The organism is Paenibacillus sp. SEL1 (assembly GCF_054602535.1).
The window spans coordinates 777,568-793,420 of sequence record NZ_CM137723.1; the positions used below are offsets into that span (position 1 = coordinate 777,568).

Annotated in this window: 17 protein-coding genes; 8 read left to right on the forward strand and 9 right to left on the reverse strand. The window is 44.5% G+C overall.

What is annotated here, in order from left to right; all coding sequences use genetic code 11:
• Positions 1-8 precede the first annotated feature (8 nt).
• Together ACYCSE_RS03530 and ACYCSE_RS03535 are read right to left on the reverse strand one after the other, a co-directional pair.
• On the reverse strand, positions 9-1,043 hold the full coding sequence (locus tag ACYCSE_RS03530; RefSeq protein ID WP_459701417.1) for a Gfo/Idh/MocA family protein: 1,035 nt from the start codon (positions 1,041-1,043) through the stop codon (positions 9-11).
• Between the two features lie 33 nt (positions 1,044-1,076).
• On the reverse strand, positions 1,077-2,357 hold the full coding sequence (locus ACYCSE_RS03535) for an apiosidase-like domain-containing protein (RefSeq protein WP_459702472.1): 1,281 nt from the start codon (positions 2,355-2,357) through the stop codon (positions 1,077-1,079).
• Positions 2,358-2,600: 243 nt separating this feature from the next.
• Here ACYCSE_RS03535 and ACYCSE_RS03540 point away from each other — a divergent pair, with 243 nt between their 5' ends.
• Positions 2,601-3,629 (forward strand): LacI family DNA-binding transcriptional regulator, encoded by a 1,029-nt coding sequence (locus ACYCSE_RS03540; RefSeq protein ID WP_459701419.1) that lies wholly within the window; start codon positions 2,601-2,603, stop codon positions 3,627-3,629.
• A gap of 113 nt (positions 3,630-3,742) precedes the next feature.
• Here the strand turns inward: ACYCSE_RS03540 and ACYCSE_RS03545 are convergent, their stop codons facing one another.
• Positions 3,743-4,648: an NAD(P)/FAD-dependent oxidoreductase gene (locus tag ACYCSE_RS03545; RefSeq protein ID WP_459701421.1), complete on the reverse strand. Its 906-nt coding sequence runs from the start codon at positions 4,646-4,648 to the stop codon at positions 3,743-3,745.
• Positions 4,649-4,754: 106 nt separating this feature from the next.
• The gene (locus ACYCSE_RS03550) at positions 4,755-5,159 is read right to left on the reverse strand and encodes an Rrf2 family transcriptional regulator (protein ID WP_061830056.1); all 405 of its coding nucleotides are present in this window, start codon (positions 5,157-5,159) and stop codon (positions 4,755-4,757) included.
• A 158-nt stretch (positions 5,160-5,317) separates the two neighbouring features.
• On the opposite strand from ACYCSE_RS03550, the gene ACYCSE_RS03555 reads away from it, so the two are divergent.
• The 5 genes from ACYCSE_RS03555 (at position 5,318) to ACYCSE_RS03575 (ending at position 10,913) form a co-directional block, all read left to right on the forward strand.
• The gene (locus ACYCSE_RS03555; protein ID WP_459701423.1) at positions 5,318-7,243 is read left to right on the forward strand and encodes a BglG family transcription antiterminator; all 1,926 of its coding nucleotides are present in this window, start codon (positions 5,318-5,320) and stop codon (positions 7,241-7,243) included.
• A gap of 168 nt (positions 7,244-7,411) precedes the next feature.
• The gene (locus ACYCSE_RS03560) at positions 7,412-7,735 is read left to right on the forward strand and encodes a PTS lactose/cellobiose transporter subunit IIA (RefSeq protein ID WP_043882570.1); all 324 of its coding nucleotides are present in this window, start codon (positions 7,412-7,414) and stop codon (positions 7,733-7,735) included.
• Between the two features lie 18 nt (positions 7,736-7,753).
• On the forward strand, positions 7,754-9,049 hold the full coding sequence (locus ACYCSE_RS03565; protein ID WP_459701425.1) for a PTS sugar transporter subunit IIC: 1,296 nt from the start codon (positions 7,754-7,756) through the stop codon (positions 9,047-9,049).
• 70 nt (positions 9,050-9,119) lie between these two features.
• On the forward strand, positions 9,120-10,556 hold the full coding sequence (locus ACYCSE_RS03570) for a glycoside hydrolase family 1 protein (protein WP_459701427.1): 1,437 nt from the start codon (positions 9,120-9,122) through the stop codon (positions 10,554-10,556).
• A gap of 30 nt (positions 10,557-10,586) precedes the next feature.
• Positions 10,587-10,913: a PTS sugar transporter subunit IIB gene (locus tag ACYCSE_RS03575; protein WP_459701429.1), complete on the forward strand. Its 327-nt coding sequence runs from the start codon at positions 10,587-10,589 to the stop codon at positions 10,911-10,913.
• A 68-nt stretch (positions 10,914-10,981) separates the two neighbouring features.
• On the opposite strand, the gene ACYCSE_RS03580 is transcribed toward ACYCSE_RS03575, so the two are convergent.
• The 3 genes from ACYCSE_RS03580 to ACYCSE_RS03590 form a co-directional block, all read right to left on the reverse strand.
• Complete coding sequence (locus tag ACYCSE_RS03580) at positions 10,982-11,914, reverse strand: NAD-dependent epimerase/dehydratase family protein (RefSeq protein WP_459701431.1); 933 nt, start codon at positions 11,912-11,914, stop codon at positions 10,982-10,984.
• A gap of 131 nt (positions 11,915-12,045) precedes the next feature.
• A complete protein-coding gene (locus ACYCSE_RS03585; RefSeq protein ID WP_061830061.1) occupies positions 12,046-12,672 on the reverse strand; it encodes a DUF1796 family putative cysteine peptidase in 627 nt (208 codons plus the stop codon).
• Positions 12,665-13,312, reverse strand: coding sequence for a DUF1796 family putative cysteine peptidase (locus ACYCSE_RS03590; RefSeq protein WP_459701433.1), 648 nt, complete (start codon positions 13,310-13,312; stop codon positions 12,665-12,667). Before ACYCSE_RS03590 ends, ACYCSE_RS03585 begins: the two co-directional genes overlap by 8 nt.
• Before the next feature lie 235 nt (positions 13,313-13,547).
• On the opposite strand from ACYCSE_RS03590, the gene ACYCSE_RS03595 reads away from it, so the two are divergent.
• Complete coding sequence (locus tag ACYCSE_RS03595; protein ID WP_322173087.1) at positions 13,548-13,895, forward strand: hypothetical protein; 348 nt, start codon at positions 13,548-13,550, stop codon at positions 13,893-13,895.
• 25 nt (positions 13,896-13,920) lie between these two features.
• Positions 13,921-14,316, forward strand: coding sequence for a hypothetical protein (locus ACYCSE_RS03600; RefSeq protein ID WP_250260506.1), 396 nt, complete (start codon positions 13,921-13,923; stop codon positions 14,314-14,316).
• A gap of 86 nt (positions 14,317-14,402) precedes the next feature.
• Here the strand turns inward: ACYCSE_RS03600 and ACYCSE_RS03605 are convergent, their stop codons facing one another.
• Positions 14,403-14,576 carry a hypothetical protein gene (locus ACYCSE_RS03605; RefSeq protein ID WP_180984648.1) on the reverse strand — a complete coding sequence of 58 codons (174 nt, stop codon included), beginning with the start codon at positions 14,574-14,576 and terminating at the stop codon, positions 14,403-14,405.
• Between the two features lie 32 nt (positions 14,577-14,608).
• The gene (locus ACYCSE_RS03610) at positions 14,609-15,829 is read right to left on the reverse strand and encodes a glycosyltransferase family 4 protein (protein WP_069290293.1); all 1,221 of its coding nucleotides are present in this window, start codon (positions 15,827-15,829) and stop codon (positions 14,609-14,611) included.
• Between the last annotated feature and the right edge of the window lie 24 nt (positions 15,830-15,853).

A 15,853-nucleotide genomic window follows, 5' to 3' on the forward strand; every position in this document is an offset into this window, starting at 1 on the left:
GTTGCCTCTTAATACACATGAACTTTATGATTTTCTGCGCTGTCATAGGTGTCGAATACAAGCTGAAGGGTCTTGATATTGTCGTGACCACTCGTTTGAAATTCTTTTCCCGTGTTGAGACAATCTATAAAATGAGCCTGTAGCTTTTTATGGCTTTCCTCATAGTTTAATTCAGTCTTGTCAACCAATACCTTTTCGACTCCCTGATTATTAATGAGAGATAATTTACCTGTGTTATACAGTTTTAGGGTGGCCTCATCGCCTTCAATCACCAGCTGTTCTTTATGATCGGGAAGGACCTGCTCTGGAAGCTGCCCATTCAGTTCCCTACGAGTCGCCCAGCTCATGTCCATAAGACCGAAATAATGTTCATAACCTAACATGATAATGCCTGTGTCTTCTCCCTGTGTGTATGGGCTGACTCGCTTGGTCTCCGCATACAAACGCTGAGGTTCACCGAATAAGAAACGCCAAGTATCCAGCCAATGAACTCCCATTTCATAAAACAAGAGCTTGGGCATATCTCTGAAAAATGGCTGCGGCAGCTCTTTTTCCGGAGCAAACCTCGGCGAATAAAAATCGGTATGCGTATAACGTATAACATTCATATTCCCAACGATATGCTCTGCCAGCAATTTTTTTATAATTTGAAAAGGCTCAAGCCAACGCCAATTTTCGGTCACCATAAGTCTGACTCCTGCTGCTTCAGCAATACCTACAATTTGCTCAGCTTCCTCCACAGAACGTGCAAAAGGTTTTTGACACATCATATGTTTTCCGGCTGCGGCCGCCAGTCGAACCAGTTCCAGATGTGTCTCAGGAGGTGTAATGATGTCCACGACATCAATATCCGCTTCGCTTAGCATTTCCTCCAGACTGGTATAGCAATATTCAGTAGGGATATGGAATTGAGCTGCTTTTTCAAAAAGTAAGCCTTTATTTCGATCACAAAATCCTTGGATTTCTACATCCGAGATAAACTGCCATGCTTTTATATGTTTTTCCGACCAATATCCCGTTCCAATGACGCCGATTTTCCACATGTTGCTTCACTCCATCCACATTCTTCTCTGTTTTTATTTCGTTCCGATAATGACAACATCACTTTCAAAGCTGTGCATGTCTAGCACCGATTGATCCTTTTCGACGGACACGTCGGTTTGGGCAAACCGCTTCCCGGCTAAATCAATCGTTGTAAACTTGTAATCCTGCACGTTGATACTTAGCCGTACCTTCGTGTTAACCGGGACATACAAGACAATGGTATTCTCGTTCCCCGCAGCTCTGATTTCCTCTGTCTTGTTTAAAACAATATCCAACGGCTTTACGCCAATCAGGTTATACATTTCAAACAAATATTTAATAAAGGAATAATCCCATGCTCCCTCAAATCGCAATGCTGTTCTCCAATCATAGGGACTATCGAATCCTTCCCCCTCTACAATGCCGAATTTCTTTCCTTTTTTGTGCCAGCTCCAAATGCCATGTGCTCCGTAGGTAATGCCCGCACCCCCGCCTGCAAGGAGGCTTTGCCATGCTACTTTTCTGGCATCCAGTGCTGTGTATCTGCCATACACATTGCGGCTATAACTAATTTGTTCATAACATGGCTCTCCATTAATGACAGGCCGTATATTCGGTTTATGGTAGAAATGTTGAGCAATCTCATGACCCACATGCTGAAACTCGGAATTATGTCCTGATTGATACATATAAAATCCAAGACCCTGGTGTTTCTCAAAGGCTGGAGGAATTTCTCTCAATCTTCCTTGAATATGCAGCGTAGTTAAGCTTGCAGGGCTTAATTGTTGTACAATTTCCAGTGCTTTTAAATAATAGGAATTGGCACGTTCGGTCGGAAAATCACTATCCCCGCTGATCAGAAAAATAGGATCAAATGGAGAAAAACGGTTTACGACGTACGTTACATAGGGTTCAACGCATTCAAACGGCATTTTATTACCCTTTTGGAACATTTCAGCCCATGTATCCGGCACATAGTTACACCACAATAGAACCAGGGCCGGAACAAACCCACGCTCTTCAGCCATTTTCAACATGATTTCTGCCCGGTCAAAATAAGCTTCATTTAATGTATGGTAGTCGAAATCCCCATTTTCCAGTAATGCAAATGGCTGTAGATTCAGATCCGATTCACTTGCATCCCATTGTCGGAGCATGTTGATTTGCAACACATTGAAACCTTGCATCTTCCGATAGTCAAGATAATCGCTCCACTCCTCTAACGTCGCGTTGGTAAATACACTCCAAACCGTATCTGCCAAATAAAAAAAAGGTTTTTCCTCTTTTGTAAAACTTCTTTGACTTTCAGCCATGTTTAAACTCAAATGAATCACCATTCCTCTCTTGCTGCATTCACAATACCCCCTAAACAAAACTAAATAAATAACTAAATTTATATGATTATTTCGCAAAATAAACTAAATTAAAGCGCTTTACACCTGAATATTAACACTATAAATCATAAATGGTCAACTTTTTTTATTTTTAGTTATTTAGTTTAGTTTAGTTTATAAGCTAAACTTTCTTGCATAGTAATGATATAATTTATGTAGTTTAGTTCAATAGGGGGTTCCACATTGAAAATTGATGATATTGCAAGGCTTGCAGGTGTTTCAAAATCTGCTGTCTCTCTTGCTTTTAATAACAAACCCGGAGTCAGTGAAGAAACCAAGGAGCAAATTCTAAAAATAGCCCAAGAGCATGGATATAAACCACGCACCATGAAGACAAGCAAGGAAGTTATTAAAAATCATCATGTGATACGCTTTGTGGCCTGTAAAAATACAGACATCGTAACAGAGCATTATGATTCACTTCCATTTTTCAACGAGTTAATTCATCATATTACCAATCAGGTCAGAGAACATGGAAACACCTTGATTTTTTCGTCTTTTGATAGCCATAGCCTCGAAGAAGAATTATCTGCTTTGGAAAAAGATCAGCCTTCTTCAGGCATACTTCTGCTTGGTACCAATTTAACTTCTGAGATTATTCATTCCATACAATCCATTCATTCCAATATTGTGATTCTGGATACTTGCTTTGAACACGTCGATGCCAGTTTCGTATCTATTAACAACTATCTTGGTGGGTATCAGGCAGGCCAATATTTAATTCAGTCAGGACACAGAAAGATAGGATACGTACAATCCAGTACGAGGATTCTTAACTTTACAAAACGAAAGGAAGGGTTTATGGCGGCTTTAGAGGAGCACAATCTTTCCATAGAAAATGGGCTTACATTTGATATGCATCCCATGCTTGTGATGTCACAGGACGCATTTAAAACAGCTATTCATGAACTGAATGAGCTACCTTCGGCCCTATTTTGTGAAAATGATTATATGGCGATCAGTGCCATTAAAACGTTTCAAGAAATGAATATTCGAGTGCCTGAGCAAATTTCCGTCATGGGATTTGATAATATTCATGAAGCCAAGGTCATTAGCCCGGAACTCACAACCATTCATGTGAAAAAGGATATTTTGGCCCGAACTGCTGTAAACTTGCTTATGGAGAGGCTTAACAATCATCAGGGGCATCATACCCAGGTTCTTGTGAATACGGAGGTTATTGAAAGAAAATCTTGTATAGCCTCAGAATAACCTATGATCATTGGTTTGTTATTACTTGCTGTCTCTATGATTTTAGAATAAAGCCGCCGTGTTGGCGGCCTTTTCTATTATCGGACTCCTTATTGGACATTTTCAATTTATCGTCATTCGTTGAAATCTTCCTCTGTCAAATCCATATTTACACTCGCAGCGGTTCGACTGCCGTCGGCCGCGGCAAAAATCAACTGGGAAGGCATGAAGTACGATGAATCCCCGGCAGCATATACACCAGGTATGGAGGTTCTCCCCGCTTCATCCGTCTTGATCCCGCCCGACTCCGTTCTTTCACAGCCCAAACGTTCTCCAAACGGTGCACTTTGTACAAACTGGGGAGACACAAAGCCGCCGACCCTCGGGACTTGAGTGCCATCCGTAAAGCGCACATGCTCAAGCTTTCCATTGTGACCGATGAACGCCGCAACAGGTTGCTCCATTACGATGATTCCTTTAGAAAAGAGTCGTTTTTTTTGCTCGTCCGACAGGGATGTCTGACCGTTCGTACAGACGATCAAATCCTTACTCCAGTTAAGGAGTAGTTTGGCTGTATGAAATATAACCGCCGATTCAGAGACGAGGACAAGCGGTTGATCCCGCAACTCCCAGCCGTCGCAATAAGGGCAATTAAATAAACTTTTCCCGTATAACGGATAAAAACCTTCAATCTCGGGGAATATCTCCTTTACGCCCGTCGCCAATATCAATTTCCGCGCTTGAACGCGATGGCCTGACGAATCAAGTACCTCAAATCCAGATTCGTTTTTTGTAATCGAAACAACCTCGGTTTGCAGATGATGGACAGACGGATAACGCAACACTTCCTCATAAGCTACACGGCGGAACTCGGCCGGCGTTACGCCGTCTCTCGTAATAAAACCGTGCGACGCATGCGTAACCGCATTTCTGGGCCGATTATTATCAATCAAAGCCACACTTCTTCTGGCCCTGCCAAGCACGAGGGCTGCATTCAATCCGGCGGGCCCTCCGCCAATAATAGCGCAATCGTACAGCATAACACCCAACTCCTTTTAAGAGATATTAAAGACTCTTTATGTCTGCAATAAAACAAAAAAAAAGCTTTACATAACTGGCAACCACCCTCTTTCTATATAAAGTCGCTTACTTTGAAACTTGCGTTTGCTTTTGCGCCAAATCGGACAATTTCGTATTTTTAAGATGTCGTTCCATTTTCTCCTCTGCTTCCCTCATTACAGCTTGAATCAGGCACTCGGAGCCGTGGACAAAATCACATTCAAACAAAGAATTGGTTCCTTCAATGGCATGGATAATATCCAAAAAGGTAATGTCCTCTTTATGACGAGAAAGTCGATAGCCTCCATTGGCTCCAGAAACCGATTCGATCATCCCAGCCTTCACAAGCCTTGTCAAAATTTTCGAAAGATAAGTTGGTGAAACATTTTGGGATTCGGCTAGTTGCTGAACACCTACCGGCTTCACCGACGAATCAGTAACGAGCATGAGCATAGTGTGCAGAGCATAATTCGTTGCTTTTGTAAATTTCATAACTACACCTCAATCAAAGACTTATTGTATCCACTATATCCCCGAATCTGCTAGTGTGTCAAGGTCATCTAGCATTCACGCTGCTGTTAATCCTTCTTTTGGTTACGCTCTAACCGTTGTATACTGTTCATCAGAACAGCTAAGAAAGGGGGCTCGTTGTGCGTATTTTTGATATTCTTCGTATACTGGTTGCAGAACAGATGGTCAAAGGAGAACACTTGGCAAATGCATTGAAGGTATCTTCTCGAACGATACGAACGGATTTAAAGGAATTGGGTGCGTTGTTGTCAAAGCATGGAGCAGCAGTTAAGCCCCTTAAAGGAACAGGATACAAGTTAGAGGTTCGGGACGAACAAGCATTTCATCATCTACTGAAGCAATTAAAGGATTATGATCATCATGTGCCCTATCCATTAGCGAGTTCTTCTGAAGCTAGAAACCGTTTTTTAATGAAAAAGCTGTTGCTTACCAATGCATATGTCAAACTTGATGATTTAGCCGAGATCCTGTATGTTAGTCGATCTACTTTACAGAATGACCTCAAAGAACTGCGCAAGTTACTGGCAACTTACGGACTATCTCTGGAGAATAGACCCTATCATGGTATTCGAGTCAAAGGTAATGAGGCCAAACTGCGTTATTGCATTTCCGACTATATATTTAACAGGTTAGATGAAATAGGCGAGCAGCAGGTGTCACCCCCTCTTCTGATTTCTAACGAAGATATGGAATTCATAAGAGAAGTGATTCTGGATCGTATTGAAATCCATGATATTCAGTTGTCAGACATTGCCCTGAACAATCTGGTCATTCATATTGCTATAGCATGTAAGCGTATTCGCGAAGAAAGGTATGTGTCGTATTATCCGCAAGAGATGAAAAAAATCGAAGCGCAGAAAGAGTTTAGGGTGGCGACTGAGATCGTATCCGCCTTGGAACAAATCATGAAGCACTCCTTTCCACTTGTTGAAGTTGCGTACATTGCTGTTCACCTGTTGGGTGTAAGGACCGTCGTTAGTGCCCGTATGGATGAGGTGGAGATTAAAAAGATCATTGATAAAGATATCTACGAACTGACTATCGAAATACTAGACCAAATTGATCAGCAGTTGAAGATGAACATTCATAACGATCAAGAATTGCTAATTGCATTTTGCCTTCACCTCAAACCGGTGATCAACCGTTATCAATACGGAATGAATTTGCGTAATCCTATGCTGGATGAAATCAAAGCCAATTACCCGCTTGCCTTTGAAGCAGGTATCATTGCTGCGGAAGTCATCAAGCAGCGGCTTCATATACACATCGAGGAAAATGAAATTGGGTATTTAGCCATTCATATCGGAGTCGCGATGGAAAGAAAGAAAATGGAGGACGCGCCCAAAAGATGTATGATCGTATGTGCTTCTGGACTCGGCAGCGCTAAGCTGCTGTATTATAAGCTTCAATCGGTCTTCGGTTCCAGGTTGGATATCGTAGGAACCACTGAATTTTATAAGCTGAAACAAATGCCGTTGGATACACTGGACTTTGTCATTAGCACGATCCCCATTTCAGAACCGCTTTCTATCCCCATGATCCATGTGAATACATTTTTGGGCAATTCCGATATTACTAAAATTGAGCAAGCCATTTCTGAGGCCAGACTTCCTGCTGTGCAGTATGTACGAAAAAAATTGGTCTTTCTTCAACAGAAGTTTGAGAACAAACTCCAAGTGCTTGAATTTATAGCCGAAAAAATACACGAAGCAGATCTTGTAAAAGGCCCCCTGCTGCAATCTGTAATAGAGCGTGAAGCCGTTTCCCCCACTTCATTTGGCAACTTGGTCGCGATCCCGCATCCGATGGAACCTTTCGCAGATTCTACGTTTTGGGCCATCTGTACATTACAAAAAGCAATCGATTGGGATGGCAAGCCGGTACAGTTTATTTGTATGCTCTGTATACAGCGCACCAAATCAGAAGATTTACAGACTATGTATCATATCTTGCTTGAAATTTTAAATAATGAACAGCTCGTCCAGCAGCTTATTCGCTGCAAATCATATACAGAATTCATAGAAGTGTTGCATAAAAATTGTTGAACATGAGGAGTATGAAGAACAATTTATTTCCGTTAAGAAGAGGAAATAATGTGCGTTATGTTGAAAGCGATTCCAAATTATAATAGCCATACGACGAGGATGATTGAAAGGAGAGAGGATCACGTGAATAATGATGAATCTACAGAGCACGCCGTGAACATGGAGGACATGGATGATACAGAGATTGTATTCCAAATTATATTATACGCAGGGAATGCACGCAGCTCGGCCATGGAGGCGATTGAGCTTGCAAAGGCGGGGAAATTTCAGGAAGCCAAAGATGAATTAGCTACAGCAAAAAAAGAACTGGTGTCTTCCCACAAAATTCAAACCAGAATTATCCGCAAGGAAGCAGCGGGTGAAAAAACAGAGATGTCCGTCATGATGGTACATGCTCAAGATCATCTGATGAATGCCATCACCATTCGCGATATGGCCTCAGAGTTTGTAGACCTGTATGAACGCATTGATCAATTCGTACCGAAATCGTAGAGGGAGGGACGCTATCCCATGGCATTCAAAGACAAACTGGTCGATGGCCTCACATCGGTAGCAAATGCAATCAATAATTTTAAATATATTATAGCGATCAAATCAGCTTTTATCACATTGATGCCTGTTATTATTGTCGGTGCCTTTGCTGTATTGATTTCTAATATGGTCATGGACCCGGTCAATGGCCTTGCGCATTTTAAGCCGTTCTCATTCCTGGCTGAGTACAAACCGATTTTCTCGGGCATTAACTATGCCAGCTTGAATATCCTTACCATTCTGGCTATTTTCATGATTGGTCTGGAGCTAGGAAAAATTAACGGTGAGAAAAATCTCTTCCCCGGTTTGCTTGCTTTAATCTGTTTTATCTCTGTGACACCAACCACGATAGAGTTGATGGTTAACGGTGACATCCAAAAAGTAACAGACGTCTTAGCCCGTCAATTTACGGATACCAAGAGCTTGTTTTTAGGTATTTTCATAAGCATCCTATCTGTTGAGCTGTACAGTAAGTTGGGCAAGTCCGATAAGCTAAAAATCAAAATGCCTGAAAGTGTTCCCAGCAATGTGGCCGTTTCTTTTTCTGCATTGATACCAACCATCATAACGGTGACAGTCTTCTCAATGCTCGGATTTTTCTTTCGTAAGTTTACAGGTCTCTACCTGTACGATGCCGTCTATAATGTGGTGCAAAAACCTCTGGAGACCGTAGTACAGGGACTGCCAGGTATACTGGTGCTGATGCTGGTTGCGCAAATCTTCTGGGTGATCGGTATTCACGGGAACCAAATGGTAAAGCCCATTCGTGAACCCCTGCTGCTTGGCGCGATTACCGTCAACATGACTGCTTATGAGCAAGGACTGCCCATTCCGAACATTATTACGATGCCTTTCTGGGACGTATACATGAGTATCGGTGGTTCAGGGATTACACTGGCCCTCTTGATTTGTATTATGATCGCTTCCAAGCGTGAAGATATGAAGGAAATAACAAAGCTTTCGTTGGGTCCGGGTCTGTTTAATATTAATGAGCCTGTCATTTTTGGACTTCCGATTATGTTGAATCCATTGATGGCTATCCCTTTCATTATTACTCCGCTCATCACAGGAACGATTGGTTACTTCTCGACGTTGCTTGGATTTGCAGGTAAAGCCGTCGTCATGGTTCCATGGACTACTCCGCCTATTATTAATGCCTACCTGTCTACAGGTGGAAGCATTGGCGCCGTCGTAACTCAGATTATTTGTATTGTGGTAGCGATTATCATTTATTTCCCGTTCGTCAAAATTGCCAACAAGCGAACGGCTGAATAATGCGTTACTATAGAAATACATCAATTAATTGAAAACGCATTCTTTATACAATGAAAAGGAGAAACATGTCATGGCTAAACATACGATACAAATTCCGTCGAATTTCATCATGGGTGCAGCGGCTTCCGCTTGGCAGACAGAGGGATGGAGCGGTAAAAAAGAAGGTCAGGACTCATACCTAGACCAATGGTACAAAAATGACCGCTATGTCTGGCACAATGGATATGGACCCGCGGTTGCAACCGACTTTTATAATCGCTATACCGAAGATATTGCGCTGATGAAGCAGATTGGCTTAACCCATTATCGTACTTCTATTAATTGGTCCCGCTTCTTAACGGATTATGAGAATGTAGTGGTGGATGAAGCGTATGCGGATTATATGGGCCGAGTCATTGATGAGCTGATTGCAAGCGGAGTCGAGCCGATGATTTGTCTGGAGCACTATGAGGTACCCGCTTATTTGATGGATAAATATGAGGGCTGGTCCTCCAAGCATGTAGTGGAACTGTTTGTAAAATATGCGGAAAAAGTGTTTGAACGGTACGGGGATCGGGTCAAGCACTGGTTTACGTTTAATGAGCCCATTGTTGTACAAACGCGTGTCTATCTAGATGCCCTCCGCTATCCCTATGAACAAAATACGCGGAAGTGGATGCAATGGAACTATAATAAAACGCTGGCTACCGCGAAGTGTGTACAGCTTTTCAAAGCAAATAACTATAGTCAGCACGGGGCTAAAATAGGCGTTATTCTGAATCCCGAAGTCACGTATGCCCGATCAAGCGCCCCTCATGACCAATACGCGGCGCATGTGTATGATTTATTTTACAATCGAGTATTTCTGGACCCGCTTATTAAAGGCGAATACCCACAAGAATTGTTCGATCTCATGGGCAAGCATGATATTGCATTTGAAGCTACAACGGAAGAGCTGACCGTGATTAAGAAAAATACCGTTGACTACGTCGGAATCAATCTCTATTATCCCCACCGGGTCAAAGCGCAGAGTAAAGCGTGGAATGAAAACACCCCCTTCCACCCCTCTTACTACTATGAGCATTTTGATCTTCCGGGTAAAAGAATGAACAAGTCACGGGGCTGGGAGATTTATCCGAAAATCATTTACGATATGGGAATGCGTATCAAGAACGAATATCACAATATCGAGTGGTTTGTCGCAGAAAATGGTATGGGCATTGAGAATGAGGTTGCCTTCAAAAATGAGGAACACATCATTCAGGACGACTATCGTATTGACTTTATAACTGAGCATTTATACTACACGTTACAAGCTGTAGAAGCAGGCTCCAACTGTACAGGTTATATGCTGTGGGCCTTTACAGACAACGTTTCTCCCATGAATGCTTTTAAAAATCGCTACGGACTGGTGGAAATTAACCTAGACAATGATCGAAGTCGGCATTTGAAGAAATCCGGCTACTGGTATCAAGCTGTTATCAAGGAACGCTCGTTTGTTGCTGATCTGGGTGAAGAGTATAAATAGTTAAAAATGAATTTCTGGAGGCGCTCAACGATGAAAAAAATTATTCTGGCATGTGCTGCGGGTATGTCCACATCTATTTTGGTTTCTAAAATGAAAAAAGAAGCAGCAGCAAGATCCATAGAGCTGAACATCGAAGCCATCCCCGAAAGCACCATTAAGGAAGAGCTGGAAGGCATTACAGATTCTGTGATTGCTATTTTGCTCGGACCTCAAGTACGGATGCGTAAAAAGGCAGTAACCGAAATTGCTTCTCCCTATAGCATTCCTGTAGATGTCATTGACACGTTGGCTTATGGTAGAGGAAACGGTGCAGCAGTCCTGGATCAAGCCTTGAAGCTGGCTGGCGAGAACATCTAATTGCTATTCAAATGAAAAAGAGGCTGAGTATTTCCTCAGTCTCTTTTTTGATATCCGCGCGATTTATATCAAGACATACCTTCTTTGCCTGAGCCCATACTGCTCACATACGTTTCCTGTAAACCGGCAGAAATGCCGTATAGCGGTTCCCAACGAAGCCAATGTCTGGCGACTGCGTTACTAAGACAGCTATGGTGAATGTCTCCCGCTCGCGCCGGTGAATATACAGGGCGGACAGACGAACCGTGCAGCTTTAGTAAATCGTAGGCCAGTCGATTGATGGACGTCGTCCGTCCCGTACTTACATGTACTGTGCGTTGATCCGCTGCATGAATAGCCGCCATATTCGCTCGAACGACATCCTTGACGTACACAAAGTCGCGGGTTTGTGTCCCATCGCCGTGAATGAGCAAGGGGCTCCCTTTTTTCAGCCGCTCCATAAAGAGAGCGACTACACCACCCTCTCCCTTCACAGCCTGACCGGGACCATACACATTTCCATAACGCAAAATCGTGTAGTTCAACCCGTACAGCCGATAAAAAAGTCGAATATACGATTCTGCGGTCAGCTTGGACAGTCCGTAGCCTGAAATCGGCTCCACAGGATCGTCTTCCTGTATACATTGCTTTTGTAGCTCTCCATATACACCGGACGTGGACGCAAATATAAATTTTGACACACCGGCTTCATGACAAGCCTGCAACAAATGAATCGTCCCCAGCACGTTCACATCCGCGTCCTCATCGGGTTGATGGATGGATTGCTGTACATCCGCCTGTGCGGCCAAGTGAAACACAATATCCGGGCTTTCCCGAATCAGCAGCGTCCTAGCTTCAGAGCTGCGAATATCCGCAATATGCATGACTGCGCGCGGGTCCACATTTGCGATATTCCCGGTCGTCAGATTATCCAGCACATGCACTCTGATGCCCGAATCAGCAAGCGCACGTACCAGCTGAGAACCAATAAATCCGGCTCCCCCGGTGACCAAAGCCTTCACTAGCTCACCCTCCTTTTGAACCGAAGCATATGACTTCCCTTCGCATCATGTTATGCGACTCCCTATAGCTTGGCGCAGGCACAAGCACAGTCCGAAGACAATCTATAATGTGTCTCTGGAATCTCAGCACCTCAGAGATGCAGCCTGACATTTTCCAGCATATAACGCCACATCTCATCCTGACCGTTCCATATATCCTCAGGCGGCAGCTCCACTGAAACCAGCCGCTCCAATCCCCAATCCAGCTCCGTCACACCATCAGTCCCTGTATAATCCACGTATAACAAGCGAAAATCGTGTGTAATCCTCTGCAATAACACATCATGTAGTTCCACCGCTTGCTCCCGACTGCCCCCGAGACGAACCAGTAGCAGACGGGACGCAAGCGTGAATTGATCCAGTAGACGTGCGGTGCGGCGATCAAGCGTCGTTTTGAATGCAGGGTAGGAAGTCAGCTGCTCCGATGTATTCTCGCTAACCGGAAAATGGTGTGCCGCTGTAATCCCATAGTTTGCATCCTCGACCATGAAGTTATGCTCGCCGTAATCGTGCCCCGTGACACGCAGACTATCAACATCCATAAAACCGGCAAAACGGGCGTCCAGCAAGCGACTGACCTGTGACAAGTTACCGGAAATCATCCAGTCCAGCGGACCCGCATAGGGACGCAGTCCGTTTTTATCCAGCTGAATGGAAGGCAAGCAATGTCCACCCAGACTGAATGCAGCATCATAATCCCCCTGCAACCGCTCAAGCACGACGCCCTCCCCTTTCCGAAGACAAGGTCATCTCTTTAAAAAGGGTACGCCAGTGCGGATCACTTTTGTAATTCCATACATCGGCAAAAGGCATTTCCACCGCGCATACATGTGGAAGCTGCCAATCCACCTCCGTCAACTCCGTTACACCGGAACAATTCACCACCAACAAACGAAATTCATTCGCTACCATGCCTGACAAAATACGTTCCAGTTCCTCTACTTCTTCATAGGTTCCCAGCATACGGACGAACAAGCTGCGCTTCGCCATCTGTGTTTTTGCAAAAAAACGTTCGATACGACGGTCTATCTTTTCCCTGAACTCGGGATAGGTCACCAGATCTGAGGACGTATTGCGTTCCTGCGGAAAATCATGCACCGAGATCACATTATAAGCGATATCTCTGACCATATAATTCAGTTGGCTCGTACCAACGACACTTAAATTGGGCAAATCCATAAATCCGGCAAACCGATTTTCTAGCAAGCGGTTCACATCGGACAGCGTGTCAGACATCATCCAATCCAGTACCCCGGCAAACGGCCGCAAACAGTTCTTTTCCAATTGAATGGCAGGTGTACAGTTTTGTCCCAGACTGAAGACCGCTTCATATTCCCCTGCCAGCTGTGCGAGTCTCATAGCCGTGCCTCCTTTTTAATACGCCCCTTCCCTCAGCGACCCTTCTTCTGTAGTCGAAAAGGGACTTCAGGCCGTAGCATGTTCCACTCTACATTACATGCACAGCACGGTGAAAAGGGTTGGACACCAATGCGCTTTTTGTCAAAGAGGCGTACAACTATCCAGTCCAATCTCGGTTATTTTTCATATCATATTAAGGCTGATAACCTAACGGAATTCAAGGAGGCATCATCATATGTCCGTGTTTCTTTTAACCGTCGATCATCATCTCGCTTACCACAGCGCCCATATAGAAAGCTGCCATGTGACCTTTTTCAATCGCGAAAAGAGAGCCGTCGATGTGTTGCTGGAAATGGGAAATGACATTGGTGTTTTCCGACGGCAGCTCCTTCGATTGAGCCCTTCTCCTGAAGCTGGCTCCGTGCTAGAACTCAAGGATATGGAGACCGCCCAAAATCCTTTTTACCTGCGAGTGGTGACGAGTATTTACAACCCGGAAACGCTGTTTATCCTGGCTGAATTTTTGGAAAACGGGAACATTGTCGCTAAACGTACAGCCAGTCATTTTACCGTGACGCCCTAATGAACGGGCAGAGGAGGAAGAAGGTATGTTGAAATATTCAGTTCAAAATAAAGCTGAGCCAGGCACATATGCACTGCCTTTTCAGGTCACCGAGCAGGAGAGCGTGCTCTCTACATTAATCATTCCTGCAAGTGAATCTGAAGGACATATTGTCATTGAAGTCTCTTTGGCATGGGAAAATCCGCTGCTCAACTGGGATATCGGGGAGCTAGACATTCGATTGCGTCGCAATGATGAGCGGGGACCTATGCTGGATTGGTTGCAGGATTCCTGTTATCAGGAGGGATTTGCCGAGTTAAGCTATGAGGAAACGGGAAAACAGGCAGAGCCTTATGTATACTGCTTGACCGTACAATCAGCTGACCGCCGTGCTGTTGTTACAGGGCCGCTCATAATTCGAGGCTCCGTTTATGAAGATTGACGAAAACTGGATGGAAATGAGCTGAAATAAACTAAAGGCAGGTGGGAGTTTTAAGCCCGACCTGCCTTTTTATATGGTCTGTGCCCTCATGGTGCGGATTGTCTCAGACGTTCCAAAATGTCAGCGTCTGGCAGCTTATAATCTTCCGGCAATGAGGTGTTAATTCGGTTCCATATTGCGTAATCGACCTTCAGATCTGGGTGCGACTGCTGGATTTCAAAAATACGGTTGTACAAGTCTCCAACGACAGGAAAAGTCATGCTCTCCCTCCTAACTATAAGAATCAACGTATTCAACGTACTTGATTCAGCGCTTGCCCATAAATATTCACGAGCCGCTCAATCATAACATCCAGAGACCAATGCGCGGTCCCCCATGCTTTGGCACGTTTTCCCATAGCTATCCGCACTTCATCCTGAGCCAGCAAATGCTGCAAATGAGCTGCCAGTGCCTCCACATCGCCAACCGGGGAGACCAGTCCGGTGTGTTCATGCTTCACCATTTCCGGCAGTCCACCCGCATCCGATACCACTGCCGGAAGCCCCAAAATCTGCGCCTCCATGACCGAAAACGGCTGATTGTCCTGTATGCTCGGATGAACAAAAAGATCCGCCAGTTGTAAAAGAGCAGGTACATCTTCACGATGCCCCAAAAAAACCACATCTTCCTCCAGCCCTAGCTCCTTCGCCTGTGTTTGAAGCTCTTCCCTTTTATCTCCCTCCCCGACAATCCAGCAAACCCAATCCGTACGACTTGCTTTCAGTAGGCCAAGAGCGCTTATTAAATAATGCAGCCCTTTGATATAGACTAGCCGTGAAGGACAAATTATAACTTTTTTCCCCTCAGGTCGTACGACGTCCGTTCCCCGGGCGTGGACTTCCCAGAAGTGCTCGGTATCCAATCCGTATTGGAAAGTAGCAATCTGCTGCTCAGGCACTTCGAACTCACGCACGAGCGTCTGTTTCATCCATTCTGTAGACGTAATGGTAATATCCGCGGATAGAGCGCCATAGTGCTCCAGCGCCCAATAATATTTCCACATCAGCGTCTCACGGTAACCCTCCTCATGATCCCGCTCCAGAGCCATCATGACTTCACGAGCCAGCGAGCCATGAATATTCGCTACCAATGCACTGTCCTTACGTTTGACCCGACTTAGAGCACGCGTTGCAATAACATCTTGCGTGTGAATAACATCATACTGCTCAACCCCGAAATACGCCGCTGCCAGTTCCATACAGTATCGATCCTTTTCCACCGTCTGCACCCATGAATCCAGATGTAATACAGGGACAGCCGATTCATTCAGCTTCGTATGCAACAGGGGCAGCAGTTGATCCTTCAGTAGCTCCCTATCTTCAAAAACAATATGGTATTTAGGTGTATCCGGTCCGTTCCCCATCAAGTCTACCGTGTGACCCAGTAGCTCCAGTCTCCGTTTAATTTGCAGCATAAAGGGCCATACGCCACCCAAATGAGGAATCGGCCAGTACGTAGCCAACAAAATTTTCAAAACAGCCTCACCTCCTCTGTCTCG